A 25485-nucleotide genomic window follows, 5' to 3' on the forward strand; every position below is an offset into this window, starting at 1 on the left:
GGTGTGCTAGACGCGGCCCAGCAGTTTGCGCAGCGTCTCGGCTTCACCTTCGGACACCGAGCCGATGAAGCGGGCCAGGACGGCCTCGCGGTCCGGGGCTGATCCCAGGACCTCGTGCATGAGCTCTGCGGTGTGGTCTGCACGGCTGGACACTGCCTGGTAGCGGTGGGGGCGGGTGCCGCGTTCGCGCTCAACCAGGCCCTTCTTCTCCAGGCGGGAAAGTACGGTAAGCACCGTGGTGACGGCCAGTTCCTTGCCTTCGTGGCCAGGGCCGCCCTGCGCCGCCGACGTGCGCGCCAGCTGGTCCCTCAGGGTATTGGCCGTAGCCGCTTCCTGGCCCGCCCAGAGCAGGTCCATCACTGCCCGTTCCAGTTCACCAAGACTCGCCATGTCACTTTTCCTTTATTTCCCCGCACCGTGCGCCGTAGGGTGCCCGGTGACGTCACGCGGTTGTTCAACTACACAACTAAATTTACCCCGAAAATGCCCAACCTTCTACATCGGGTAGAACATCTGGCGCGCCGCGCCCCGACGCGGGATCCTAGGGGAGGGCAGGAAGTTTCCGTCCGCCCTCGAGGATGTTCTACACTTTGTAGAAGTTAGAGTTCTACGAAGCGTAGAAAACTGCATTGGCTAACAGTAGGGACCGCCATGGACGCCTTGGAAATTGCACGCTGGCAATTCGGTATCACCACCGTCTACCACTTCATGATGGTGCCGCTGACCATCGGCCTGGGCCTGGTGGTGGCCGTCATCCAGACCGCCTGGTTCCGCACCGGAAAGCCCGAATACCTGCGCATGACCAAGTTCTGGGGAAAGCTGTTCCTTATCAACTTCATCATGGGCGTGGCCACGGGCATCGTTCAGGAGTTCCAGTTCGGCATGGCCTGGAGCGAGTACAGCCGCTTCGTGGGGGACGTCTTCGGTGCGCCCCTGGCCCTTGAAGCGCTCCTGGCCTTCTTCGTCGAGTCCACCTTCCTGGGCCTGTGGATCTTCGGCTGGAAGCAGCTCAAGCCGGCCATCCACCTCGCCTGCCTCTGGGTCGCCGTTATCGGCTCGGCGCTTTCCGCCTACTTCATCATCGTGGCCAACAGCTGGATGCAGCACCCGGTAGGGGTGGAAATGATCAACGGCCGGCCCGTCATGACCGACGCCTGGGCGGTCTTCACCAACAACACGGCCCTCGTGGCCGTCCCGCACACCCTGTTCGGCGCCCTCGCCGTGGCCGGCGGCTTCCTCCTGGGCATCGCCTGGTACCACCTGTGGCGGCGGCGGCACGACGGCGTGGACACGGTGGGTGCCGACGGCTGGGTGGTCCCGGGTGAAGACGCCCGCATTCCGGGCCGCGACCGCGCCGACCACAAGGTGTGGATCCGGTCCCTGCGCATCGGCGCCGTGGTGGCCATGATCTCCTTCGCCGGCACCGCTGTCACCGGCGACCTCCAGGGCAAGCTGATGTTCCAGCAGCAGCCCATGAAGATGGCCGCCGCCGAGGCCGCCTGCCACGACGGCACCGGCTTTTCCGTCCTGAGCGTCGGAAACGTCGGCTCAAAGAACTGCGACGACGTGGTGGCCGTGATCGAGGTCCCCGGCATCCTTTCCTTCCTGGCCAAGGGCGACTTCACCACCGAGGTCAAGGGCGTCAACAGCCTGCTGCCCGAGTACAAGGAGAAGTACGGGACCAACCTTCCGGACAACCCGATCTACGGGGACCGCGCCGGCCAGGAAATCCAGTACGTGCCCGTCATGGAGGTCACCTACTGGGGCTTCCGGATGATGATCGGCTTCGGCGGCCTCGCCGCCTTGGCGGCACTGGTGGCCCTCTGGCTCACCCGCAGGGGAACGGTGCCGGAATCCCGGTGGCTCATGCGGCTGGCAGTCTTCGGCATCCTGGCCCCCTTCGGCGCCAACGCCGCCGGCTGGATCTTCACCGAGATGGGCCGCCAGCCCTTCGTCGTGGCGCCCAACCCGGATCCCAGCGGCATCGACCAGGTCTTCATGTTCACCGCCGCTGCCGTGTCCCCGGGTGTCTCCGCCGGAGAGCTCATTGCCTCGCTGGTGGCGCTGACCGCCGTATACGCCGTCCTGCTGGTGGTGGAAGTCAAGCTGCTGGTCAAGTACATCCGCGGCGGTGTGGTGTCCGCGATGCCGGAACTCGCCGCAGCGCCGGCGGACGAGAACGAGGACCAGACGCCCGGCCCCGGCGGTACCAGCGAGTCCAAGCCTGCCGACGACGTCCTGGCCTTCGCCTACTAGCAGAGGAAACAAACAATGGAACTGCTTCCCACCATTTGGTTCATTGCCATCGCGGTGCTGTGGACCGGCTACCTCTTCCTGGAGGGCTTCGACCTGGGGGTCGGGATGCTGATGAAGCTCTTCGCCCGCAACAACACCGAGCGCCGGGTACTGCTGAACACCATCGGCCCTGTGTGGGACGGCAATGAGGTGTGGCTCCTGACCGCCGGAGGCGCCACCTTCGCGGCCTTCCCCCTCTGGTACGCGTCGCTGTTCTCCGCGCTTTACCTTCCCCTGCTGGTGGTCCTGCTGGCCCTGATCTTCCGGGCGGTCGCGTTCGAATACCGGGGCAAGGTGGACACAGACAGCTGGCGGAACCGGTGGGACTGGGCCATCGCGCTGGGCTCCTTCTTCGCGGCGTTCGGTGTGGGCGCGGCCCTGGCCCTCACTACCACCGGCCTTCCGCTGAACGGCAACGGCGACCGCGAGGGCGGCCCCATGGCCTGGTTCAGCGGATACGCACTGCTGGGCGGACTCGCCGTCGTGGGTTTCTCACTCCTCCACGCCCTGGCCTTCCTGGCCCTCAAGACCGACGGAGAGGTCCGGCACCGTGCCCGCCAGTGGGTCGTGCGGCTCCTGCCCGTCCTGCTCCTTCCCATCGCGGCATGGGCCCTTGCCATCCAGTTCCTGGACGGCAAGCCGTGGACGTGGGCCGCCGTCGTGCTGGCCGTTGGTGCCGCCGCCACCGCCTGGCTCCTGGCACGGAACGGCTCCGAGGGCAGGGCGTTCCTGGCCCTGGGTGCCTTCCTGGTCCTGGGCACTGCATCCATTTTCGGGGCCGTGTTCCCCGTGGTGCTGCCCTCCACACTGGACAGCGCGTTTGACCTCACCATCTCCAACGCCTCATCCTCCGACTACACCCTGGGCCTGATGAGCATCGTGGCGGCCTTTGGGCTTCCACTGGTGATCGCCTACCAGGCCTGGACCTACTGGGTGTTCCGCCGCCGCGTCAGCGCTGCGCACATTCCCGAAGCGCACAGCTTCCTCCCTGCCATCGCCGCCAAGGCCTTTACCACCAAGGGCTGACGTGCGGCCAACCTTCCCCACAGGCCCGGCCACCCGGTCCGCAATCTACTGGCTGGGACTGCTCGCCGCGCTCAAGGCCCTGTCCCTGGTCCTCATCGGCCAGGCGTTGGCCTCCATCCTCGCGGGCCTCGCCGCGGGGAACGACGCCTGGGCGCAGCAGATCACCCTGGGTGCCGTCGGCGTCGTCCTTCGCTCCCTGACTGTCTGGGGGCAGGCTGTCGCCGCCCGCCGCGCAGCCCTCGGGGTCAAGGAGGAGCTTCGCGCGGAGCTGCTGGAGCGGGCCCTGCGCAGCGGGGTGCGGGGAACCGGCCCCGGCGACGGCGGCCTGGCCGTCCTGGCCACCCGCGGCCTGGATGCGCTGGACAGCTACTACACCCAATTCCTTCCGGCACTGGTCAACTGCGCCGCCGTTCCGCTGCTGCTGGGGGCCCGGATCCTGTTCGCGGACTGGGTCAGCGCGCTGGTCATTGTGCTGACAGTCCCGCTGATCCCGGTGTTCATGGTGCTGATCGGCCGGTACACCGAGGACAGCGTGCGGGAGGCACAGGCATCGCTGGCGCGGTTGTCCGGCCACATGCTGGAGCTCGCCAAGGGCCTGCCGGTCCTGGTGGGGCTGGGCCGGGCCACGGCGCAGCGCAAGGCCCTGGAGGAGATCTCCGAAGAATACCGCGAGCGCACCATGGGCACCCTGCGGACCGCGTTCCTGTCCGCCCTGGCCCTGGAACTCATTGCCACCATCTCGGTGGCTGTAGTGGCGGTTTTCATTGGTGTGCGGCTGGTCCACGGCGACATGCCGCTGGAGGCGGGCCTGCTGGCACTCCTCCTGGCCCCGGACTGCTACCTTCCGCTGCGGGAACTGGGCACTGCCCACCACGCCAGCGACGACGGCCGGGTGGCGCTCGCGGAAACGGCAGCCATCACGGGCGCGCCCGGGCCAACGCCCCTGCCGGCCGCCATGGCCGGCAGGCCGGGCGCCCCGCTGGAGGTCACAGCACTCACGGTGACCTACGCCGGACGGTCCGGAGCCGCCGTCGGCCCCCTCTCCTTCACCGCACCACAGGACAGGATCACCGCCCTGGACGGTCCAAGCGGGGCCGGCAAGAGCACCGTCCTGGGCGTACTGGCCGGCACCATCGGCAACGGCGGGGGAGCGGACGGGACAGGAAGCAGCGCAGGAACCAGCATCACCGGTTCCATCAGTGGGCTGGACCGCCGTGCCGTGGCCTGGGTTCCCCAGCATCCCGTCATGGTGGCCAACACCGTCCTGGACGAGGTGCTGCTGTACCTCTCGCCGGATTCCACCCATGGCCCGGACCGGTTCGCCGCCGAGGACGCCGCCCGCCGTTGCCTGGAGCGCGCAGGGGCCGGCCACCTCGCCGGCAAGCACCAGGCGGAGCTGAGCCCGGGCGAGCTGCGCCGCGTGGCCCTGGCCCGCGGCCTGGCCCGGATCGACGCAGGCGCCACCCTCCTGCTCCTGGACGAGCCCACGGCGCACCTGGACGACGCCTCGGCCGTCATCGTTGAGAACGCCATCCGGCGGCTCCGGGGCCAGGCCACCGTCATCCTGGTGGCCCATAACCGGCGGACCCGGCAGCTGGCAGACCTGCTGGTGCCGGTGCGGCCAGCGGGTACGGCAACGCCGACGCCGGAGGCGGGCGTTGCTGCGCTCCCGGCAGGCAGCGGCGACACAGGCAGCGCAAGGTCCACGGATACGCCCGTCACAGAGGCTGGTGTCGATGAACGAACGGAAGCCAGGTGTACCAGGGCCTTCGGCCCCGCTCCCGGTGCCACTCCGGGCTCCGGCCGCCTCCTGGCCGCACTCCTCGCCCCGGTCCGCGGCAAATTCGCGGCAGCGGCCTTCGTCGGCACCCTGGCGGCCGTCTTCGCCGTCGCGCTTTCCGGCCTGTCCGGCTGGCTCATCATCCGGGCAAGCGAGCAGCCGCCCATCCTCTACCTCCTGACGGCCATTGTTGGCGTCCGGTTCTTCGGCATCGGCCGCGCGGTGTTCCGCTACTGGGAGCGGCTGCTGCTGCACGATGCCGTGTTCGCAGCCTTGACCCGCCTGCGGGGCCGGCTGTGGGAGTCCCTGAGCCGCAGGGCGCTTTCACTGCGCCGGCTCCTCCAGGGCGGCAACGTGCTGGGCACGGTGATCGACGACGTCGACACCGTCCGCGACCTCCTGCCGCGCGTGGTCCTGCCGCCCGTCACGGCGCTCGCGGTGTCCGTCCTGGCCGTGGCCGCCACCGGAGCCCTGGTCCCGGCCGCCCTTCCCGCAGTGCTTGCGGCAGCCGGCAGCGGCCTGCTGCTGGCGCCCGCGGCCGCCCTGTGGGGTGACCGGAAGTCCGCCAGCGCCGAACAGGCCCTGCGCTCCGGCGTCCTGCGCCGCGTCACGGCCGCCCTGGACGCGCGGGCCGAACTGCACGCCAACGGTGTGGCGCCCCGTGTCCTTGATGCGCTGCTGGCGGAAGACCGGGACGCCACCCGCGCCTCCCAGCGGTCCGCCTGGGCCGACGGGCTGGGGCACGCCGTCGCCACCGCCGCCTGCGGCGCCGCTGCCCTCGCTGCGGCGTGGCTGGCAGGGCCAGAGGTCCTCGCAACCCGCGTTGCCCCGGCCACCGCGGCCGTGGTGGTCCTCCTGCTGCTGGCGCTGGTGGAGCCCTACGCTGCGATGACGACGGCGGTGCGCCAGTTCCCCGCGCTTCGTGCCGTTATGCGCCGGGTGGGGGAGTCGGGGGCTCTTGAGGGAGGCAGCGAAGCGCCTGACGGGCTGCAGTCCGTTCCTGTCAGGGCCGGCGGTGCGCCAGGCGTTGAGCTGGCGGGCCTGGCCGCGGCCTGGCCGGGATGCTCTCCAGTCTTCTCGGGTGTGGACGCGGTGGCGGAGCCCGGGCAATGGCTCGCCGTGACCGGACCCTCAGGCTCCGGCAAATCCACGCTGCTCTCGGTGCTGCTGGGCTTCCTGCCTCCCGCGGCCGGCCAGGTGAAGGTTACCGGCCGGGCGGCGTGGTGCCCGCAGGAGGCACACCTGTTCGACTCCACCATCCGCGGAAACCTGCTGCTGGGAAGGCCCTCCGGCGACGGTGCGTCCCCGGCGAATGAAGAGGAGCTGCAAGGGGTCCTGGCCGCCGTCGGCCTCGCCGGGCTGGTGGGCCGGCTGCCGGCGGGGCTGGACACCCGGATCGGCCCGGGCGGCGCCTTCCTGAGCGGCGGCGAGCGCCAGCGCCTGGCTGTGGCCCGGACCCTCCTGACCGGTGCGGAGGTGATCCTGCTGGATGAGCCCACCGCCCACCTGGACGCGGAATCCGCCGCCGCCATGCTCGCGGACCTGCGTTCCGGCCTGCGGGACCGCACGGTGGTGCTGGTCACGCACAACCCGGCCGATATCGAGGCCGGGGACGGGCGCCTGGACCTCAGCGTATTTTCAGGACAGGCCCAGGCGCCGCTGGCGCGGTTGCGCTGACGCCACTCCCGCTGACGCCGCTCCCGCTGACCCCCGGAAGGGGCAGGGGAAGACCGTGCCCCTAGCCGTTGACGTCGTGAAGGTGATGGACGACGTCGTGCAGGAAGTATTGGGAGAGCGTCAGGACGGTGAACTCGGAGCCGTTGCTGCGCAGCCCCCTGCGTCCCCAGTCTTCTTCGGGGACACCGGCAAAGGACTCGGCCGCCTCGTGTCCTTCTGCCGCCAGTTCGGGGCCCACCTCAGACGGGTCGGCATTGGCATAGTCCTTTTCGATAGCCGTCAGGTCCTGGTCCCAGTCCGCGAAGCGGGCATCATCTGCCGTAAGCATCAGGTTCAGCCGTTGGACGAACAGGGTGAAAACGTCCCGCACGTGGCAGGCGTACTCAACCGCCGACCAGGTGTCATCGTTGGGGCGCTCCGCCGCATCCGGCCGGCGCAGCACGGCCAGCCACCGGGGGATCATGCTTTCGATGCTGCCAGGGACCGTTGCCGGTGTGGCTGAGGAGGCGTCGAAGGAGCATTCCGGGCAGGGGCGGGAAAGGACCCAGGTCCAGTCCTTGGCATCAGGAACGATAGGCATGGGTGCAGTCTAAGCGGTGCGGGCCGGCCCGGCTGTGCCAGCCTGCCGGCCCCTTCTAGGCCTCGGTGGATTCCCCGTCGGGCCAGGCCATGGCCGGGCCCACGGCATCCACGGCCTGGGAGAGCGGGACGCCGGAGCCGTCGCGCCGGCCATGCTCCTGGGGCAGCGACCTTGCCACGCCGGCCGCGGAGGATGCCTTCGCCGGACCATGCCCTGCCCAGGCGAGCAGCAGCATGTCCTCGCCCTTCAGGAACCGGTGCGACCGGACCCCCGCCGTGGCGCGTCCCTTGGCAGGGTATTCGGAGAAGGCGGTGACCTTGGCCGTGCCCGGAGCGGTGCCGGGGAGGGCGCCGTTGGTGCCGGCGATGGTCACCACGACGGCGGCCTCGTCCTTGGGCTGCACGGCGCCGAAGAAGATGACCTGGTCGCCCGCGGCAAGCTTGATTCCCGCCATGCCGCCGGCAGTACGGCCCTGCGGGCGGACGGCGGACGCGGGGAACTTCAGCAGTTGGGCCTCCCGGGTGAGGAATACCAGGTCGGCGTCGTCTGCGCCGGCGGGAGCCACGCCCACCACAACGTCCTTGTCCTTGAGCGTGATGACTTCCCAATCTTCGCGGTTGAGCGGGTAGTCCGGCTGGACGCGCTTGACCACGCCCTGGGCCGTACCGATGGCCAGGACCTCGTCCAGGCGCACGAACGCCACCAGGGATTCGCCCTTCACCAGCGTGAGGAACTCCTTGGCCGGAACGCCGCCGGCGAGGTTGGGCAGCCCGGCCATGGGCGCCAGCACCGGCATGTCCATGACCTGCAGCCGGAGCATTCGGCCCAGCGATGTGACGGCCGCGATCTCGCCCCGGGCCGATGTCCTCACCACCGAGGTGTAAACATCGTGCTTGCTGCGGGGCCCTGCCTCGGCCAGCGGCTCCTGGTTGCTGGTGCGCGCCACCTGCCCGGAGGCTGTGAGGATCGCCCAGCAGGGGTCGTCTGCGATCTCCAGGGACAGCGGGGCGGCTTTGCCCTTCTTGCCATTGGCCCCGGCAAGTTCGGCGGCCACGGTGGGGGATACGGCCTCGGATTCGAGCAGGACGGTGCGGCGCGGGGTGCCGTGTTCCTCGGCGATGGCGCCGAGTTCGTCGGAGACCACGGTGCGCAGCAGTTCCTCAGAGCCCAGGATTGCCTCGAGTTCTGCGATCTCGCGGCGCAGCTCGTCCTGCTCCTTTTCCAGCTCGATCCGGGAGTACTTGGTGAGCTGGCGCAGCCGCAGTTCCAGGATGTAGTTTGCCTGGATCTCGGTGAGGTCGTAGATGGACATCAGCCGCTCGCGGGCCGCGGCGGCCTCGTCCGAGGACCGGATGATCTGGATGACCTCGTCAATGTCCACGATGGCGATGAGGAGGCCCTCCACCAGGTGCAGGCGGTCCTTCTTTTTTCCGAGACGGAACACCGTGCGGCGGCGGACCACGTTGATGCGGTGGTTGACGTAAACGGACAGCAGGTCCACCAGGCCCAGGGTCTGCGGCTGGCCGTCCACCAGGGTGACATTGTTGATGCCGAAGGAGTCCTCCATCGGCGTGTACCGGTAGAGCTGCTGCAGCACGGCGTTCGGGTTGAAGCCGTTCTTGAGCTCGATGACCAGCCGCAGCCCATGCTTGCGGTCGGTCAGGTCAACAATGTCGCTGATGCCGGTCAGCTTCTTGGCGTTGACGGCGTCCTTGATCTTCTCAATTACTTTTTCCGGGCCCACCATGTACGGCAGTTCAGTGACCACCAGGCCGGTGCGGCGCGCGGAGAGCTGTTCAATCTCCACCTTGGCCCGGGTCTTGAAGGAGCCACGGCCGGTGGCGTAGGCGTCCCGGATGCCGTCCAGGCCCACGATCCGGCCACCGCTGGGGAGGTCCGGGCCCGGGACGAACCGCATGAGGTCATCCAAAGTCGCGTCGGGGTTCGCGATCAGGTGCCGGGCCGCGGAGATGACCTCCACCAGGTTGTGCGGGGCCATGTTGGTGGCCATGCCGACGGCGATGCCGGTGGCGCCGTTGACCAGCAGGTTGGGGAAGGCGGCCGGCAGGACGTCCGGCTGCGTGAGCTGGTTGTCGTAGTTGGGGACAAAGTCCACCACGTCTTCGTCGAGGTGGCTGGTGAGCGTGAGGGCGGCGGGAGCAAGCCTGGCCTCTGTGTACCGCGGTGCTGCAGGGCCGTCGTCGAGCGAGCCGAAGTTGCCGTGCCCGTCGATCAGCGGCAGGCGCAGGGAGAAGTCCTGCGCCATGCGCACCATGGCGTCGTAGATGGCGGCGTCGCCGTGCGGGTGCAGCTTGCCCATGACCTCGCCCACCACGCGGGCGCTCTTGACGTGGCCGCGGTCCGGGCGCAGGCCCATGTCGCTCATCATGTAGAGGATGCGGCGCTGCACCGGCTTGAGCCCGTCACGGGCGTCCGGGAGCGCGCGTGAGTAGATCACCGAGTACGCGTACTCCAGGAACGATCCCTGCATCTCGGAGGTGACGTCGATATCGACGATGTTCTCCGTGTAGTTATCGTCTGCGATCGGGGCTGGACTTTGGCGGCGGGCCATGGGGTTTGGTGAATCCTTCTGGGGTTACTGCGCAGCCACTGGGGTGTGCTGCGGGAGTTTTTGGCTAGGCTAAGCCTATGGTGGATCAGCCCGGGGACGGCGAATATCCGGAACATTGGGAAGCCGATGTCGTCCTGCGGGACGGCGGAACAGCGCATTTGCGGCCCATCCACCCGTCGGACGCGGAGGCTGTCCAGGCCTTCCATACCGGGCAGTCGCAGAATTCAATCTACATGCGCTTCTTCGCCTTCAAGGCCAGGTTGTCCGCCAAGGAGCTCAAGCGCTTCACCGAGGTGGATTACCGGGACCGGGTGGCATTCGTCATCACCATCCACGGGGAAATCATCGGCATCGGACGCTACGACCGCCTCCCCAATCCCACCGAGGCAGAGGTTGCGTTCAACATCGCCGACGCCCACCAGGGGAGGGGCATCGGCTCCATCCTGCTGGAACACCTTGCCGCCGCTGCACACGAAAACGGGATCCGGAAGTTCACCGCGGAGGTGCTGCCGGAAAACCGGAAGATGCTGATGGTCTTCTCCGACGCCGGATACGACGTCAAGCGCCACTTCGACGACGGCGTCGTCAGCCTCGAGTTCAACATCGACCCCACCGAGAAATCGAGGGCAGTGATGGAGTCCCGCGAGCACCGCGCCGAGGCGAGGAGCGTCCGGGAGCTGCTGGCGCCGTCGTCCGTTGCCGTGGTCGGTGCCAGCCGCAGGTGGGGGACCGTGGGGTACCAGCTGCTGGAGCACATCATTGAGGGCGGCTTCCAGGGCACCGTCTACGCCATCAACCCGGAAGCGCTGGAGCTTGCGGGCATGATGTCCTACGGCAAGCTCTCCGAAGTCCCCGAACCTGTGCAGCTGGCCATCATCGCCGTGCCCTACGAGGAGGTGGCCGGGGTCGTTGCGGAGTGCGCTGCGGCGGGCGTCAAGGGCGTCGTGATCGCTTCGGCGGGCTTCGCGGACGACGGCGAACGCGGCCTGCTGCGGCAACGCGCCCTGGTGCGCCAGGCCCGGGCGAACGGCATGCGGGTGATCGGCCCGGCGTCGCTGGGCATCGCCAACACGCACCCGGACGTGTCATTGAACGCCTCCATGGCCCCCACCATGCCGCTGCGCGGCGGCCTTGGCCTGTTCAGCCAGTCCGCGGCCATCGGCGTCTCGCTCTACGCCGCCTCCAGCCGGCGCCGGCTGGGGGTGTCCAGCCTCCTTTCGGCGGGCAACAGGGCGGATGTTTCCGGCAACGACATGATGCAGTACTGGGAGGACGACGCCGACACCTCCGCCGTGGGCCTGTACCTGGAATCAATCGGCAACCCCCGCAAGTTCTCCCGCATCGCCCGCCGGCTGGCCCGCACCAAGCCCGTAATCGTGGCCAAGTCGGACACCATGGGCCTGCGGCTGCCGCCGGGACATGCGGTCCGGACCACCCAGGCACCGGCCGGGGCGCTGGATGCGATGCTCCGGCAGTCGGGCGTGATCCGGGTGGAAACCGTGGAGCAGCTGGTGGACGTGGCCCAGGTGGTCTCCGGCCGGCCGCTTCCTGCCGGACCGGATATTGCCGTCTTCAGCAACTCGGAGGCGCTGGGCAACGTGGTGGCGGACAGTGCCGTGGCGCACGGGCTGGGGGTGGCGCAGGTGGTCTCCGGACTGGACCTGGACGCCGGCCAGTCGGTGGCCCTGCCCGCACTGCGGAAGGCCCTCCTTGACGCCCTGGCCTCCGACGCCGTGCACGCCGTCGTCGCCGCCCTGCTGCCGGCCCGTGGGCTGACCCCCGACGCCGTAGCCCAGGTCCTGGCCGAATGTTCAGCCAGCGCCGGCAAGCCTGTGGTGGCCGCCTTCACCGGCATCCTGGACCCCGCCATTAATGTGGAAGGCCTGGTGGGCGCGGAGGGATGCACCGTCCCCTGCTATTCCAACCCCGGCGCCGCAGTAGCCGCGCTCGCAGCCGTGGTCCGGTACGCGGAGTGGGCCGCCCGCGACCAGGGGCAGTTTGTGGAACCCGCAGGCTGCGACCCGCGGCAGGCGGAGGCAGAGCTCGACGGACTGCTGCTGGACGTCACCGGCGACCAGCTCAAGCAACTGGACCCGGCGGCAACTGCTTCCCTCCTGGGGCATTACGGCATCTCCGTCCTGCCGTCCCTGCCGTTCACAACCCCTGACGAGGCTGTGGCCGCCGCTGACGCGCTGGGCTGGCCCGTGGTGCTGAAGACCACCGCCCCGGCCCTTCGCCACCGGCTGGACCTTGGCGGGGTGCGCCTGGGCATCGAGGACGCGGAGTCGCTGCGGCTCAATGTGCAGCAAATGCGGCGGGCGCTCGCAACGTACGGAGACCCTGCGCTCGAAGTGCAGGCGATGGCGCCGGTGGGGCAGGCCTGCACCTTCCGGGCCATCGAGGATCCGCTGCTGGGCCCGGTCATCTCATTCGGCCTGGCCGGTGACGCCGTCAACCTGCTCGATGACTGGTCGCACCGGGTGCCGCCGCTCTCCGCTGCGGACGTGCACGATTTCATCCGGGCCCCCCGGGCGTCCCGGAAGCTCTTCGGCTATCAGGGCCTGCCGGCTGTCGACGTGCCGGCCCTGGAAGACCTGGCGGCCAGGCTCGCCTGGATGAAGGACAACCACCCGGAGATTGCGCTGGTGGAGTTCAACCCTGTTTTGTGCGGCCCCGCCGGTGTGACGATCCTCGCTGCCGACGTGCGGATCGGCAACGCTGCCCAGCGCACGGACAGCGCGCGCCGGGCGATGCTGGGCTGACGCGGTTAGCAAGTGACCGGGTGATCTGTGAAAATGGGGGCATGAGCTTCCAGCCTCCCGCGTCGGCGCCCGAAACGCCCGGCAATGAAAACCAGGCCGTCCGCCAGCACAGCTCACACAACCACGGAGCGCAGGGCCAGAGCCTGGAAAACGCGCTGCAGAAGGCAGGCTTCTACCCGCGGCTGGTGTCGGACGTCGTCGACGATGCACTGGACGGCCGGGACTGCGTGGCCCACCTGGTGCACCTGGAAACCCACTTCGACCGGGCCGAGGTGCGCCGACACATCACGGTGCTGGTGCTTACTGCGGACATGCTGGTGATCACCCATGTGGATGACCAGCAGCTGGATGAGGCGGGGGAGCAGATCGTCGCCCAGATCTCCACGGAGTCCGTTCCCGTGGCACAGATCCGGTCCGTGGTCCTGAGCTACATGTACGCGCAGCCGCAGAACTACAAGCCGTCGGACCCCGTCCGCGAACTGACCCTGTCCATCGCCTGGTCCGGCGGACAGCGGCTGGACATGGGCCCGGCCAGCTGCGGCGATCCGCAATGCGAAGCGGACCACGGGTACACCGGAACCATCGCGCAGGAAGACATCGTGCTCCGCATCAGCGCCGAGGCCGATGGCCTGCAGGCCGTGCAGGACGCCAAGCTCTTCGCCCGGGCCCTGCGCGCGGTCAACACCGGTTCCGCTGCCCCCGTCTCCCACGTCCAGTCCATGGCCCCCCGGCCGCGCTCAGGAGTTTTCGGCAACCGGCTCAGCCGCGGGCACCAGCAGCGCTGAGATGCCGGAAGACCGCCACCTCTCTGTAGAAGCCCCCGGACGTACCCCCGACCTTCCGCCCGCTCCCGCCTACGGGCACCGCTCCATCGCCGAGGTCCTGACCAGCGCGGCCGCCAGTCTTGGCGTTGAGGGCTTTACCAACACCCTGGCCCTTCCTGCCGCCGCCAAAGTCTGCATAGTGCTTGCTGACGGCCTTGGCCGGAACCTCCTGAAGCAAAAGGCCGCGCACACTCCCTTCCTGCGCTCGGTGGTGCAGGCGGGCCAGGGGGAGGTTCCGGTGTGGCTGGACTCCGCCTTTCCGTCCACCACCGCTGCAGCACTGTCCAGCTTCGGAACCGGACTTCCGGCCGGGCAGCACGGCATGGTGGGCTACGACGTCCTGGACCCGGACCAGGACAAAGTGGTCAACCTGCTGGGAAACTGGGATCCCGGCGTCGACCCCTCCACCTGGCAGCCGTTCCCCACGGTCTTTGAACGAATTGCCGGGGAGGTGGATGTCAGTACCGTCAGCCTCGCCCAGTTCGACAGCTCGCCCATGACCCGCGCAGCGCTCCGGGGTGGCAGGTTTATCTCCGGGACAACCCCGCACGCACGAACCGGCGCCGCTGCCGAGGCCATGGCCGCCTCCGGACGGTCCCTGATGTATTTCTACGTCAACCAACTAGACAAGGCAGGGCACCGCTACGGCAGCAGGTCCGAACAGTGGGAACACCAGCTGGAAGAGCTCGACGCCACCGTCAAGCGACTCAACTCCTCCCTTCCAGCCGGCACCACCATCCTGCTCACTGCCGACCACGGGATGCTGGACATCCCCGAGTCGCAGCGCATCGATTTCTCCAAGGACCCGGAACTGGTGGACGGAGTCCGCCACACCGCCGGTGAACCGCGGATGGTGCACCTGTACCTGGAGGAGGCGCACCTCGAGTCCGCTGCCGGCGCCCGCGACCGGCTGCTGGGCGCCTGGAAAGCCCGGTTCGGTGACCGGGTGTGGGCCTTCACCCGGGAGCAAGCCATTGCCGGCGGCCTCTTTGGTGACGTGCGACCTGCTGTTGAAGGCAGGATTGGTGACGTGATGATCGCGGCGCGTGACGCCGTCGCGCTTTACGACGGCCGGCGCATGCGGCCCACGGCCATGGAAGTGGTGGGCCAGCACGGCTCACTGACCAAGGCCGAGCGGGAGGTTCCATTGCTCTGCTTCACCGCCGAGGGAAGGAACCGCCGCCGTGGCTGAACTCATCTTCTTCTCGGGCACCATGGACTGCGGCAAATCCACCCTGGCCCTACAGATGGACTACAACCACCGGGCCCGCGGCCGCGGCGGCGTACGGTTCAGTCGCAACGACCGCGCCGGCGAGTCCCGGATCTCAAGCCGCCTGGGGCTGGAGACGGATGCGGTGGAGGTGCTGGACAGCACGGACTTCTGGGAGGAAGTGATGATCCGGCGCACCCAGGGCCAGCGGGTGGACTACCTGATCTGCGATGAAGCCCAGTTCTATACCCCCGAGCAGGTGGAGCAGCTGGCCAAGGTGGTGGACGAAATCGACGTCGACGTCTTCGCCTTCGGCATTACTGCCGACTTCCGCACCCGGTTGTTCCCGGGTTCGCAGCGGCTGATCGAGCTCGCCGACCGCGTGCAGGTGCTCCAGGTGGAGGCGCTGTGCTGGTGCGGCCGCCGGGCCACGCACAACGCCAGGACGGTCGACGGCGTCATGGTCACCGAAGGGGCGCAGGTGGTGGTGGGCGACGTGGACATGGTGGTCGAAGCCGCCGCCCCGGAGGCTGGGCACGTTCCCGTGGTGGGATACGAGACGCTGTGCAGGCGCCACTTCATGCGGCGGGTCACGGCGCACGGTGCTACTTTGATGGCCCAGCAGGACCAGCTGCTGCCGTTCGACGTGGACGCGTGCCTGTGGCGCGGCTCGGGCGGCTTGGGGGAGAAGGACGGGGCCGACGGCGAAGCCTGATCCTGTGGGCCCGCGCCCGCCTTGACCGCTATGGCAGGCCAGAACTCCGGGCTTGGCTCATTCCGGTCCATCGAGTTGGTGCACGACGGAGGCTGAGCCGCTGGCAGCCAGTGGTGGCCCGGACGAGAGAGGCTCGTCCTTGCCAGTGCGCAGTTTGAGTTCGCTGACGAGCGCGCCAACCACAATGAATACGGCGCCGGCGACAGCGATCGGAGGAAGCCGCTCCCCTGCTATGCGCCCGATGACCGCAGCCCAAACAGGCTCTCCGGCGTAGATGATCGTTGCCTTGGTCGGCGAAACCGATTGCTGGGCCCAGTTCATGGTGAGCTGGATGACGCAGCTGAAAGCCCCCAGGGCCACCGCCGCTCCCACCCACACCCATGAGAAAGCAGGCAATTCCTCTCCGGCCATAGGCACGGCAACGAAGCCCAGTGATCCCGCGACGAGCAACTGCACCACGGTCACCCGGCCGAGGTGCACTTTGCCGGCGAACCAACCGATGAGGATGATCTCCGCTGCGATCGGAAGGGTGCTGGCGACCGTCGCGATCTCCCCGGAGCTGAAGGTGAAACCGACACTCGCTGGGTCTGCGAGCAGCACGAGACCGACGAAGGCCAGCCCGGCACCGACCCATGTGGAAAGCCTTGGTGGTTTCCTGAACACCATCCACTGCAGTACCGGCACAAGCGGAACGTAGAGAGCCGTGATGAACGCGGAAGTGCTGCTGTCGATCGTTTGAAGACCAACAGTTTGAAGTCCGTAACCCAGGAAGATCATGACCCCGATTGCTGAGCCTGCCGCAATCTCCTTCAAGGTAATTCCACGAAGGACACGTGCGAAGAGGACGGCGCTGATGAGGCCTGCGGTCAAAAACCGCACGCCAACAAAGAACCACGGTCCGCTGTACCGTACGGCGACATGAACGATTAGGAACGTCGCCCCCCACACTGCCGTGATGAGAACGAGGGCAAGTTCCGGGCGGGAGAACGGGATCCGCGGACGGGTGTGCAACATAATGCCCACCTTATGGTGCAGAATAATGCACATGCAAAATGAGGGAGCAGCCAGGGTCCTGGACCATGTCAGTGCGAACGTACGACGGTTCCGCGCGGCGGCACAACTCAGCCAAGCGGCCTTGGCTGACCGGGCCGGCGTCAGTCGCCGTACCGTCGTCAAGCTGGAGGCTGGTGAGGCGAACATCAGCCTGACAGGTCTCGATCATCTCGCTGACGCGTTGGGTGTTACCTTCGTCGATCTCGTTGCCGCACCGGCCGCGCATCATGCAAACATCAGCGAAGTTGCATGGCGGGGAAACCAGCAGGGCAGTATCGCGGTGCTGCTGGCATCCGTTCCCGCCACCAAAGATGCCCAGCTGTGGGCCTGGACCCTGGAACCAGGCGACCGCTACGACGCGGAGCCTGATCCGGTGGGTTGGTCTGAAATGATTTTCGTCTCCGAAGGATCAATCCGGGTTGAACAAGAAGGCGGAACCACCGACCTCCAGTCCGGTCACCACCTCGCCTTCCCGACCTCCCAGCAGTACGCCTACGCAAACCCGGGCAACACCCGCGCGCGCTTTGTGCGTGTGGTTGTGAGCTGACTCTCTGGCCGTACTTCTCCTGAAGCTGACTTTCGTCGCCCGGCCCTTGGAGCGGGTCTATCCGGTGCTGTACGTTAGCGCGGTCGTGAGACCTTCGTTGTCGTACCCCCTTGTCATGATTGGTTTATGGGAAAGGCAGCGGTGGCTAAGGCTTATACGGACATCCGGGCTGCCCTTGCTGTGTTGAACGCTGAGGTGGACGGGTCCGGGTTGGAGCCGTTTTCGGTGGCTGATCCGTTGGCTGGTTCGGCTGATGGGTGCCTGGACGTTCTGGCCGGTGCCCGGGAGGTGGAGGCCGGGTTCGCTGGTTTGAAGGCGAAGGCTGCGGTGAAGTACGCGGAGAGCGCCTCTGTTGTTGCCGGGCCGGATGTGCCGGTGCAGGCGCAGGAGATGGCGGTCGCGGCGGAGATCGGGTGTGTGCTGGTTTTGGGGCCGCGGGCTGCGTCATCGTTCCTGGCTGCTTCGCATGCGGTTGTTTCCTCGTTGCCGCGAACCCTTGTGGGGCTGCAGGCCGGGACGTTGTCGTGGCAGCACGCGGTGGTGATGGCCGATGAGGCGGCCAGCCTTGATGCTGCGGGGGCGGCGGCGCTGGAAGCGCATTTCCTGGACCCGGACGCCCCTGACGCCCCGGATGTTGCGCGGGGGTGCCCTGCCGGGGAGATGCCGGCGCACCGGTTCAGAGCCAAGGCACGCACCTGGCGTGAACGCCACCATGCCGAGAGCATTGAGAAGCGCCACGCGAAGGGGGTGGCGGATCGGCGGGTGGAGTTCCGGCCGGACCAGGACGGGATGGCGCGGCTGTCTGCGTGTTTGCCCGCAGCTCAGGCGTTGGCCGGGTGGAACCGGCTCACCGCGATGTCCCGGTCACTCCAAGGCCCCCGGGAGTCGCGCACCATGTCCCAGTTGCGGGCCGACACGTTCGCCGATGCGATCCTCGGCAGCGGCGAGGGCAGCGATGGGGCCGGTGACGTCGTTAATGTTGACGCAGCTGAAGTTGCCGATGCCGGGCGGCAACCGTGGCCTTCGCCGATCCGGGCGCAGGTCCTGGTGACGGTTCCGGTGTACTCGTTGATGGCGTTGACCGATGAGTCGGCCATGCTGGACGGTTACGGGCCCATTCCGCCGTCCATGGCCCGGGCCCTGGTCGCGAACGGGGCGGGGTCGTTTTATCGGGTGTTGGTGGATCCGCGGGACGGGGCGCCGCTGGAGATTGGGCGGAAGAGTTACCGGGTGACGGGTGCGATGCGGGCCTGGTTGCGGATGCGGGACGGTAAGTGCCCGTTCCCGGGCTGCAGCAACAACTCCCTGGACAACGATGCCGACCACATCCTCGCCTGGGCTGATGGCGGGACCACCGGGATCAGCAACCTGGGACAACCCTGCCCCAAACACCACAAACTCCGACACGCCACCGGGTGGAAACCCGCCCCGGCCACCAAAAACGAACCACCCGGCTGGCTCTCACCCAGCGGCCGGCACTACCCAAGCGAACACCAGGACTGGGAACCACCACGATGGCCCAAGGGTCTGTCGGCCGGCGGCATCGACATCGTTCATCACCGAGGGTCACCTTGGGAGGATGCCCTGGAGCGATTCCTGCGCGCCCACGCCTGACCGGCTTCGAGTTCCGTTGTCCTGAGTGCGTCAGCTGATACGGCGGTAGCGGATGTGGGTGGCGAGTGGGGAATGCAGCACCTCGATGGGTTCGAAGCCGAAGGACTCAATCCCATCGAACATCCGCTCACCGGAACCGAGAAGAACCGGCGCGATGTCCAGGGTGAGCTCATCGATCACGCCCGCGTTCAGTGCCTGCCGAACAGTAGAGGCTCCGCCCGCGATATCCACCCCTTTGCCGCCGGCGGCATCGAGTGCTGCCGCGTAGGCAGCGTCGAAGCCGCCGGTGACAAAGTGGAAAGTCGTCCCGCCCTCCATCTGGATGGGGTCATGCGCATAATGCGTCAGCACGAACACGGGGGCGTGGTACGGCGGTTCTGGCCCCCACCAGCCGGTCCAGTCAGCATCCCACTCGCCGCGGATAGGGCCATACATGTTCCTGCCCATCACGTACGCTCCCCGTGGGCGCATCAGCCATTCGATCGCGGTCTTGTCGGCGTCGTTGGCCCGGGGATCGCCGATATGCCAGCCATGCAGTTCCAGCCCGCGCTTTCCCAGCGGGTTCTCGCGGCTCTGGTCAGGCCCGGCGACGAAGCCGTCCAGCGACATGGACATATGGCAGGTAGTGTCCGGCACGGGAAACCTCCGTAATTACAGCTTCTGACTGATGGCGTGCCGGGATAGTAGCATGCAGCGCAGGCGGGACGACCCCTACGGAGGCAGAAAAGTCCTTAGTCGCTCCGGGTACCGAAGACGATTTCATCCCAGGACGGCACGCTGGACCGCTTCGGGCGGGCAGGCCGTTCCGGTGCTTCGGTCTCGGGCAGTTGACCGGTGGAAGGTGACGCGTCGTCCTGCTTGGCGGAGCGGCGGGGATTGCTGCCCAGCAGCTCATCAAGCCCAGCACCACCGGAGCCTGCCCCGGGCTCGGAAGCGGAGGGTTTCTGCGGGGACGCGGCAATGGTGATTTCCCTGGTATCCGTGCTGACGCCGTCGTGAAGCCGCAGGCCGTCGTCCTGGCCGTCGCGATGCGGCGGTAGAAGGCTGAGCCGCGAAAGCATCGAAGGCCTGGTGTCCCTGCGCCGGATGAAGGAATCGCCCTGGGCGGCGGGCGCGTCCCGCTGGTCGTCCTGTGGCTCTGGTTCCTTGGCCTCAGGTTCGGCTGTCACCTCTGAAGGGCGGGGATGGGCGGCCGGCACACCGTGGGTGAGGAGCAGTGCCAGTGCGTCATCGGAATCCTCGTCCACACCCAGCCGCTGCCCGCGCCGTGACCTGAGCATGTCCAGCAGGCCATCGGATTCCTTGCCGGCATCCTGGGCGGGGCCGGACTGGCCGCCGGGAGAAGCCTTGGACGTATCCGCGTCAGTCTCGAAATCGAAGGGGCGGTCCGAAACCGCAGTAAGCCGGCGGGCGGGAACAGGGCCATCCAGCGGCTCGAGTTCACTTAGCTGCTGTGCCCAGCGGTTGGTGTTCTGCAGCGACTTCCGGGCCGGGTTGAACGTCCACAGCGCCGGAGGTTCCTCGCCGATTCCGGATGTGCCGCCGGCCTTGGCCTCGAAGCTTGCCGAGACGGTCCATGTACCGTCCTGGCGCCGCCACGAATCCCATTCCACGGTTGCGGGGTCAATGCCATGCGCCGACAGCCGGTGGGCCACCATGTCATCAAGGGTTGCCGGACTGTCGCCGAACGCGGACCGGTAAATGTCATGGCCGGGGGAGGGCGCCGCGACTTCAACTTTCCGCGCCTGCTGGGCAACATACTCGCGTTCCGCCAGGACAGGGCCTTCGTAGCGCTCCACCTTGGCCAGCGGCATCCCGGACAACTCCGCGACGTCCGCAGCGGTGGCGCCGGCGCGGATGCGGGCCTGGATGTCCCTGGGGGACATGGGAACGGCTGGCCGTTCCGCTCGCGGTTTTGCCGTAGACCGGCTGGCTGTCCTGAGTGCCTCATCGATCGGCAGCTGGAACATCTCGCCGCCGGCCCCGCTCAACAGGAGATGTGTCCCGTCGTCGTGCACGCCTACAAGCCGTAGATCCTGCATACAAATCCTCCACCCTGGCATTACTATCAACCGAAACTCTGCCACCCGGCGGCGCGGATTTGGCTCAAGGAGCAGGGCGCGCCGTGATTTTCCGCTGGATCCCCTGGGTTAAAGGGCCGGGACATGGGGGTGAAGGGCCCGGTGCGGGATCCCGCGGGCGTCAGCGCCGGGCCAGGGCCGCGGTCAGCTGGTCCGGATGGCGGGTGGAGGCGAGCCAGTACGGGGTCCGGTCCGCCGGATCAGTGATCTCGATCTTCACCACGGGATCAATCCAGCCGCGGATGCACAGGTAGGCGAGACCGTTCAGCCGGGTGCCGCGCTCCGCCGTCGCCTCTCCGGCAGTGAACTGCTGCACGCCGCCCACAAACCGGCGCTCGATGGTGGCCCTACCGACGGTGAGCGCGTCCCCCGTCACCGTGATGGCGGGGGTTGAGGCAACCAGGAGGACTGCGATGATCGCGAAGAGCACCAGTGCGGCGGTGTATCCCGCCGCCATGCTGATCGGGGCGAAAACCAGGATGCCCGCCGCCGAGACGCCGGCTGCGATGATCCAGATCCAGGCGTTGGGCCACAGTTTTTCCCTGTATACAACGGGTGCCCCGGCAGAGGGCGTGCTGGGGACGAATGCGTGCGGGCTCGATTCGGGCATAGCTCAAGCTTTCCACCTTTGGCTGGGTATTTCATCTTGGGCCGCCTGGTCCGGCCGCCCTGGACAGCCGCGTTCCGGCTGCAAGGACAAGGGCTGCCTAGGCCCGATTTGGGAGCGCGGGTTAGAGTGAGTGACTGTGACTGATCATCCCGCGACGGTAGACCTTGTCCCGGACGCAGCATCGCCCGCTGCTGCGTCCCCCACCCTGCAGGTGCAGTTGAAGATGCTGGATCCGGAGCTGGAAGCGCCCTCCTATGCCCATCCGGGCGACGCCGGCGCCGACCTCCGCGCCCGCGAAGATGTGGTCCTGTTGCCGGGGGAGCGCAAGCTGGTTCCCACCGGCGTGGCCATTGCACTGCCTGACGGATTCGTGGCGCTGATCCACCCCCGGTCCGGCCTGGCCACCAAGCACGGCCTCACGATCGTCAACGCTCCCGGCACCGTAGACGCAGGCTACCGTGGCGAGATTTCGGTAACCCTGCTCAACACCGATTCGACCCAGCCAATCGAGCTGCGGCGCGGCGATAGAATTGCCCAAATGGTCATCCAGCGGGTGGAGCACGCCCAGTTCATTCCTGTCAGTGAATTAAGCGGGTCCGTCCGCGGCACCGGAGGCTTTGGATCCACAGGGGGGTTCACCGTCCCCGGAGCCTGACCCCGGCTGCATCCGCTGCCACGCCAGCATGCACGACGGCGGGACCTCCAGGGGTCCGGCCGGCAGGTTTCAGAACTGGCACATTTGAAGAATTAAGGAGTCACCCATGGTCTTTGGGTTTGGCAGGAAATCAAAGAAGGACGAACCGGCAGAGCCGGTGGAAGAGCTCACGCTCGCGGAGGCCGGCGAAGACGCCCCCGCCCCGGACGCCCGCCGCCAGCACGGCCCGTTCGACGAGTCCGAGATCACCAGCACCGACGGTTTCGTGGACCTGGGCGCCCTGCTGATCACGCCGAGCGAGGGCCTCCAGCTCCGGCTCGAAGTGGAAGAGGCAACACAGCGGGTGGTGGCAGTGACCCTCGACCTGAACGGCTCCAGCCTTCAGCTGCAGGCTTTCGCCGCCCCCAAGACAGAGACGCTCTGGGACGAGATCCGCGAACAGATCGGCCAGTCCGTAGGTGCCCAGGGCGGCCAGGTTGAAGAGGTGGAAGGCGCCTTCGGCACCGAGCTGGTGGCCAAGCTGCCCGCCGGGCTCCCGGACGGCAGCCAGGGCTACCGGGTGGCCCGCTTCATCGGCGTCGACGGCCCCCGCTGGTTCCTGCGCGGCGTCCTGGGCGGACCCGCGGCGCTGGAACGCCCCGCCGCGGAAGCGCTTGAGGCCCTGTTCCGGCAGGTTGTGGTGGTCCGTGGTGACAGCCCCATGCCGCCGCGTGATCTTTTGCAGCTGCGGCTGCCCAAGGACGCCTCCGCCACTCCTCCGCCCGCCGCGCCCACCCTGGAGGAGCCCGAACGTGGTCCGGAAATCACCCAGATCGGCTGAGCCCCACCTCGACGAGGCAGGGACGGGCCCTGGCGGCATCACACCGTTGGGGCAGCTTCCCGCCAGGGGACGTGTCCTGTGCCAGGGGCACATCGAATCGGTGACCTTCGTTCCGCCCGACCGCACCCCCGAGTACAGCGCCATCGTCACCGAGGACGACGCCGGCCGTCCCGCAACAGCGTCGGGCAGGGGCAGGCCCCCAAGGCTCCGCGTGGTCTGGCTGGGACGTCGGCGTGTGCCGGGAATCCAAGCCGGCGCCGAGATTCGGGTGGAGGGAATGCTGGCCCGCGGCAAGGACATGCCCACCATCTTCAATCCGCGTTACGAGATACTGTCCCGGCAGGAGAACGAATGACTGAGCACCAGCCCGACCAGCCATCCGGCGCCGCAGGCCGTACCGGGGGGCCGCGGGAGGGCAGGCCGCAGGCCGCAGGACAGTCCCCGGTTGCCGGCCTCGCCGCAGAATATGCAGCCAAGGCGGGCCTCCACCGCACCCACGACGGGCGCGTGGACGTCCTGCGCAGCGCCGGGGGAGTGCAGGGCATTGCCGAAAGCATTGTTCCCGGCCTGGTGTTCCTGGTGGCCTTCACAGTCACCCGTGAACTGCCGTTGTCCCTGGTGGCTGCCCTGGCGTCGGCGGCCGTGTTCACCGTGGTCCGGCTGGTACAGCGCCGGCCCCTCACCCAGGCCCTGGCGGGCGTGGCAGGCGTCGGCATTTCGGCCTGGCTGGCCAACACCACCGGTAAAGCCGAAGACTTCTACCTCCCCGGCTTCTTCACCAATGCCGCCTACATCCTGGCGATGGTCATCTCGATCGCCGTCAAGTGGCCTGTGGCCGGTCTGCTCTTCGGCTTCATCCGGAATGAGGGCGTGGAGTGGCGCAAGGAGCCGGACCGGGTCAAGGCCTACCGCCTGGGCACCTGGATCATTGTCGCCGTCCTGGCCCTCCGGCTCATCGTGCAGGTGCCCCTGTACCTCATGGGCACTGACGGCCTGGCCGCCCTCGCCACTACCCGGCTGATCATGGGCGCACCCCTGTACATCCTTGGGATCTGGGTGGCCTGGCTCGTGACCCGGCCGGCTCCGGCCGAAACGGAAACCGAAGCCGGCCGGGCGGGCTGACGGCCCAACAAGCTGGCACCTCAGGAAGTACCGGATACCCGGCGCTCAAGCTGCCTGACGTTCAGCCGGCCGCTGCCAACGGTGCGCCGGCCAACCTAACCGTCGAAGCCGTCGTCTTCCGTGGCATGCCCGTGGCCGGCGCCGGCGGGCGTGCTGCTGCCCGCCGGCTGGTGCCCGGCGTCGATGCTGCCGGGCGCGGAGGAGAGCAGTTCCCGGAGCCCGTCCTCAGCGGCGATGGTGGTGACGAAGAAGAGCTCATCGCCGCCGTCGATGACGTCGTCCCGGCTGGGGGTGATGGGTGCCTGGTCCCGCAGGATGGCCACCAGGGTGGCGTCCTCGGGCCAGTGGATGTCTCCCACGGTCATGCCGATCACGTGCGAGTCATGCGGGACGGTGAATTCCACCAGCGATGCCACCCCGGTCTGCAGGGTCAGGAGCCGGACCAGGTCGCCGATCTCCACGGCCTCCTCCACCAGGGCGGTCATGAGCTGCGGGGTGTTGACGGCGACGTCCACGCCCCAGGAGTCGTTGAACATCCAGTCGTTCTTCGGGTTGTTCACCCGGCCAACCGTGCGGCCGACGCCGAACTCGGTCTTCGCCAGCAGGGACACCACCAGGTTGACCTTGTCGTCGCCGGTGGCGGAAACCACAACGTCGGCGTCCTCCACTTTGGCGCCCTGCAGGGTGGAAAGCTCACAGGCGTCGCCCACCAGCCAATGGGCGCCCCGCAGGCCGCTGCGGCCGATTACCTCGGGCTTGAGGTCGATCAGCAGGATCTCGTGCTTGTGCGCCAGCAGTTCCCGGGCGATGGATGACCCGACGCTGCCTGCGCCGACGATAACGACTTTCACTGGTACTCCTTGGCGGGGGCTTTGGCGAGGACCTGGGCGATCTGGGCGCTGCGGTCCACCTGCAGCATGGCGTGCACGGTGTCGCCGTCCTGGTATGCGGTCCCGGCATCGGGAAGGATGCCCTCGCCGAAGCGGGTGAGGTAGGCCACGCGGACATCGGCGGCCTTTTCGATGCTGCTGATCCGGTGCCCGATCCAGCCGGCGTCGAGGTCCAGTTCGGCCAGGACCAGGCGTCCGGACGGCTCACGGAAGTCGCCTGCCAGGTGCTGTTCGGGAAGGATGCGCCGCAGCACCTGGTCCGCGCTCCAGCGAACGGCGGCCACCGTGGGGATGCCCAGGCGCTGGTAGATCTCTGCGCGTCCGGGATCGTAGATGCGCGCGACGACATGCGGCACGTGGAAGGTTTCGCGGGCCACGCGCGTTGCCAGGATATTGGAGTTGTCGCCGCTGGAAACGGCAGCGAAGGCGTAGGCCTCGCCTACTCCTGCCTGCTTGAGGGTTTCGCGGTCAAAGCCCACCCCCGTGACCTTGCGGCCGGTGAAGCCCTGGCGGAGCCGGCGGAAGGCGCGGTCGTCCTGGTCGATGATGGCCACGGAATGCCCGGCATCCTCCAGCGTGTGCGCCAGCGTTGCCCCCACCCGGCCACATCCCATGATCACGAAATGCGCCACCGTATCTCCTCTTTATGTAT

Annotated in this window: 22 protein-coding genes; 13 read left to right on the top strand and 9 right to left on the bottom strand. The window is 67.8% G+C overall.

The features are described from left to right. Positions 1-6 precede the first annotated feature (6 nt). On the bottom strand, positions 7-390 hold the full coding sequence (locus tag ACIGJD_RS07945; RefSeq protein WP_142134261.1) for a BlaI/MecI/CopY family transcriptional regulator: 384 nt from the start codon (positions 388-390) through the stop codon (positions 7-9). Between the two features lie 261 nt (positions 391-651). Here ACIGJD_RS07945 and ACIGJD_RS07950 point away from each other — a divergent pair, with 261 nt between their 5' ends. Genes ACIGJD_RS07950 through cydD form a run of 3 tightly spaced genes read left to right on the top strand, consistent with a single transcriptional unit; the run spans position 652 to position 6778 of the window. Then, positions 652-2256, top strand: coding sequence for a cytochrome ubiquinol oxidase subunit I (locus ACIGJD_RS07950; RefSeq protein ID WP_483689040.1), 1605 nt, complete (start codon positions 652-654; stop codon positions 2254-2256). A gap of 15 nt (positions 2257-2271) precedes the next feature. Further along, positions 2272-3321: a cytochrome d ubiquinol oxidase subunit II gene (cydB, locus tag ACIGJD_RS07955; RefSeq protein WP_483689041.1), complete on the top strand. Its 1050-nt coding sequence runs from the start codon at positions 2272-2274 to the stop codon at positions 3319-3321. Between the two features lies 1 nt (position 3322). Continuing rightward, on the top strand, positions 3323-6778 hold the full coding sequence (gene cydD, locus ACIGJD_RS07960; protein WP_483689042.1) for a thiol reductant ABC exporter subunit CydD: 3456 nt from the start codon (positions 3323-3325) through the stop codon (positions 6776-6778). Between the two features lie 61 nt (positions 6779-6839). Here cydD and ACIGJD_RS07965 read toward each other — a convergent pair whose 3' ends face one another. Together ACIGJD_RS07965 and ACIGJD_RS07970 are read right to left on the bottom strand one after the other, a co-directional pair. Beyond that, entirely contained in the window at positions 6840-7358 is a 519-nt protein-coding gene (locus tag ACIGJD_RS07965; RefSeq protein WP_483689043.1) for a DinB family protein, read from the bottom strand. 55 nt (positions 7359-7413) lie between these two features. Then, on the bottom strand, positions 7414-9930 hold the full coding sequence (locus ACIGJD_RS07970; RefSeq protein WP_483689044.1) for a DNA gyrase/topoisomerase IV subunit A: 2517 nt from the start codon (positions 9928-9930) through the stop codon (positions 7414-7416). Between the two features lie 77 nt (positions 9931-10007). On the opposite strand from ACIGJD_RS07970, the gene ACIGJD_RS07975 reads away from it, so the two are divergent. From ACIGJD_RS07975 to ACIGJD_RS07990, 4 genes are read left to right on the top strand one after another with little or no spacing between them, the layout of a single operon-like run. Beyond that, positions 10008-12692: a bifunctional acetate--CoA ligase family protein/GNAT family N-acetyltransferase gene (locus ACIGJD_RS07975; protein WP_483689045.1), complete on the top strand. Its 2685-nt coding sequence runs from the start codon at positions 10008-10010 to the stop codon at positions 12690-12692. 41 nt (positions 12693-12733) lie between these two features. Further along, positions 12734-13477 carry a DUF5998 family protein gene (locus ACIGJD_RS07980; protein WP_483689046.1) on the top strand — a complete coding sequence of 248 codons (744 nt, stop codon included), beginning with the start codon at positions 12734-12736 and terminating at the stop codon, positions 13475-13477. 1 nt (position 13478) lies between these two features. Then, positions 13479-14708, top strand: coding sequence for an alkaline phosphatase family protein (locus ACIGJD_RS07985; RefSeq protein WP_483689047.1), 1230 nt, complete (start codon positions 13479-13481; stop codon positions 14706-14708). Then, complete coding sequence (locus ACIGJD_RS07990) at positions 14701-15441, top strand: thymidine kinase (protein ID WP_483689048.1); 741 nt, start codon at positions 14701-14703, stop codon at positions 15439-15441. Before ACIGJD_RS07985 ends, ACIGJD_RS07990 begins: the two co-directional genes overlap by 8 nt. Before the next feature lie 57 nt (positions 15442-15498). Here ACIGJD_RS07990 and ACIGJD_RS07995 read toward each other — a convergent pair whose 3' ends face one another. Further along, positions 15499-16488, bottom strand: coding sequence for a DMT family transporter (locus tag ACIGJD_RS07995; RefSeq protein WP_483689049.1), 990 nt, complete (start codon positions 16486-16488; stop codon positions 15499-15501). Between ACIGJD_RS07995 and ACIGJD_RS08000 the strand changes: the two genes are divergently transcribed. Together ACIGJD_RS08000 and ACIGJD_RS08005 are read left to right on the top strand one after the other, a co-directional pair. Then, positions 16487-17041 (top strand): helix-turn-helix domain-containing protein, encoded by a 555-nt coding sequence (locus tag ACIGJD_RS08000; protein WP_483689050.1) that lies wholly within the window; start codon positions 16487-16489, stop codon positions 17039-17041. The genes ACIGJD_RS07995 and ACIGJD_RS08000 overlap by 2 nt on opposite strands. Positions 17042-17167: 126 nt before the next feature. Next, on the top strand, positions 17168-18655 hold the full coding sequence (locus ACIGJD_RS08005; protein ID WP_483689051.1) for an HNH endonuclease signature motif containing protein: 1488 nt from the start codon (positions 17168-17170) through the stop codon (positions 18653-18655). Between the two features lie 30 nt (positions 18656-18685). Here the strand turns inward: ACIGJD_RS08005 and ACIGJD_RS08010 are convergent, their stop codons facing one another. From ACIGJD_RS08010 to ACIGJD_RS08020, 3 genes are all read right to left on the bottom strand, one after another. Next, positions 18686-19291: a dihydrofolate reductase family protein gene (locus ACIGJD_RS08010; protein ID WP_483689052.1), complete on the bottom strand. Its 606-nt coding sequence runs from the start codon at positions 19289-19291 to the stop codon at positions 18686-18688. A 95-nt stretch (positions 19292-19386) separates the two neighbouring features. Next, positions 19387-20697, bottom strand: coding sequence for a septation protein SepH (sepH, locus tag ACIGJD_RS08015; RefSeq protein WP_483689053.1), 1311 nt, complete (start codon positions 20695-20697; stop codon positions 19387-19389). Between the two features lie 160 nt (positions 20698-20857). After that, positions 20858-21346 (bottom strand): DUF3093 domain-containing protein, encoded by a 489-nt coding sequence (locus ACIGJD_RS08020; protein WP_483689054.1) that lies wholly within the window; start codon positions 21344-21346, stop codon positions 20858-20860. Between the two features lie 136 nt (positions 21347-21482). Here ACIGJD_RS08020 and dut point away from each other — a divergent pair, with 136 nt between their 5' ends. The 4 genes from dut to ACIGJD_RS08040 all read left to right on the top strand — a co-directional run bounded on the left by dut (position 21483) and on the right by ACIGJD_RS08040 (position 23943). Next, on the top strand, positions 21483-22001 hold the full coding sequence (gene dut / locus ACIGJD_RS08025; protein WP_483689055.1) for a dUTP diphosphatase: 519 nt from the start codon (positions 21483-21485) through the stop codon (positions 21999-22001). A 106-nt stretch (positions 22002-22107) separates the two neighbouring features. Further along, positions 22108-22821: a DUF3710 domain-containing protein gene (locus ACIGJD_RS08030; RefSeq protein WP_483689056.1), complete on the top strand. Its 714-nt coding sequence runs from the start codon at positions 22108-22110 to the stop codon at positions 22819-22821. 46 nt (positions 22822-22867) lie between these two features. Further along, positions 22868-23176: a single stranded DNA-binding domain-containing protein gene (locus ACIGJD_RS08035; RefSeq protein WP_483689453.1), complete on the top strand. Its 309-nt coding sequence runs from the start codon at positions 22868-22870 to the stop codon at positions 23174-23176. Beyond that, complete coding sequence (locus tag ACIGJD_RS08040; protein WP_483689057.1) at positions 23173-23943, top strand: DUF3159 domain-containing protein; 771 nt, start codon at positions 23173-23175, stop codon at positions 23941-23943. Before ACIGJD_RS08035 ends, ACIGJD_RS08040 begins: the two co-directional genes overlap by 4 nt. Before the next feature lie 95 nt (positions 23944-24038). Here ACIGJD_RS08040 and ACIGJD_RS08045 read toward each other — a convergent pair whose 3' ends face one another. Both ACIGJD_RS08045 and ACIGJD_RS08050 read right to left on the bottom strand, forming a co-directional pair. After that, complete coding sequence (locus ACIGJD_RS08045; RefSeq protein WP_483689058.1) at positions 24039-24794, bottom strand: potassium channel family protein; 756 nt, start codon at positions 24792-24794, stop codon at positions 24039-24041. Further along, complete coding sequence (locus ACIGJD_RS08050; protein WP_142134218.1) at positions 24791-25465, bottom strand: potassium channel family protein; 675 nt, start codon at positions 25463-25465, stop codon at positions 24791-24793. Before ACIGJD_RS08050 ends, ACIGJD_RS08045 begins: the two co-directional genes overlap by 4 nt. Positions 25466-25485 lie beyond the last annotated feature (20 nt).

It is taken from the genome of Arthrobacter sp. E1SS-5, assembly GCF_057073715.1.